This window comes from Cupriavidus sp. 01T418, from assembly GCF_056398885.1.
Map to the genome: position 1 here is coordinate 1 of NZ_JBFTQG010000196.1, position 356 is coordinate 356.

General features: G+C 64.5%; 1 protein-coding gene. It reads right to left on the reverse strand.

The window, feature by feature from the left end; translation table 11 throughout:
* Window positions 1-356: transposase (locus AC1DQ3_RS36885; protein WP_477125008.1), on the reverse strand; the 356-nt coding region annotated here is incomplete at both ends.

The window sequence follows — 356 nt, forward strand, 5'->3', positions numbered from 1 at the left end:
GACGAGTGTTCGGCGGGCGTCACGCCGAGCCAGGCCATCAGTTGGCGCGGATGGACAAAGCGCGAGAGATCGCCCAGTTCGGCGAGCATGCCCACCGCCGTAGTGAAGTCCACACCGCGCATGGCCTGCAAKCCCAGTACGGCCGGATAGAAGCGCCAGTTGACCACGGCTTCACGCAAGGCCGCTTCGAGACGGCTGCATTGCGCGAGCCGATCCTCGATGGCACGTCGATATTCGTCAAAGGCGAGTTGTTGCCACAGGGAGTCGAAGGCAAAGGTGCTGATCCAGCGCCGGTGCGCCGGTCCCCAGTCGGCTCTGCCGCTGTAGCGGACACCGTGCGAGAGCAGAAAGGCCTT